Source organism: Pseudomonas sp. 58 R 3, assembly GCF_900006605.1.
GTDB lineage: Bacteria > Pseudomonadota > Gammaproteobacteria > Pseudomonadales > Pseudomonadaceae > Aquipseudomonas > Aquipseudomonas salomonii.
In genome coordinates this window covers 324-593 of the sequence record NZ_CVTT01000076.1, presented here as the reverse complement: position 1 = coordinate 593, position 270 = coordinate 324, and the positions used below count along the sequence as shown (strand labels likewise).

General features: G+C 53.0%; 1 protein-coding gene. It reads left to right on the top strand.

Translation table 11 applies throughout. The annotated features are described in order from the left end of the window. Nucleotides 1–270: immunoglobulin-like domain-containing protein (locus tag BFP92_RS32195; RefSeq protein ID WP_239694323.1), on the top strand; the 270-nt coding region annotated here is incomplete at both ends.

The window sequence follows — 270 nt, the reverse complement described above, 5'->3', positions numbered from 1 at the left end:
GCTCAACCGTCAGCACTACGATCGCTAAAACCGAAGGCGGTAACTTTGAGAATCTGGTTACCGATCCGAAGGCAGCTGAAACAGCCATCACTGATTCGATCGACAACACCACGGTTTCGCTGACTGCTGATAAAGCATCGGTAGTTGAGGGCGGCGACATCACCTACACCGCGACTTTGACCAACAAGGCGCAAACCGACGTTACCGTGACGCTTTCGAACGGTCAGACGATCACTATTAAAGCCGGTGAGACCACAGGCTCGACTGTGT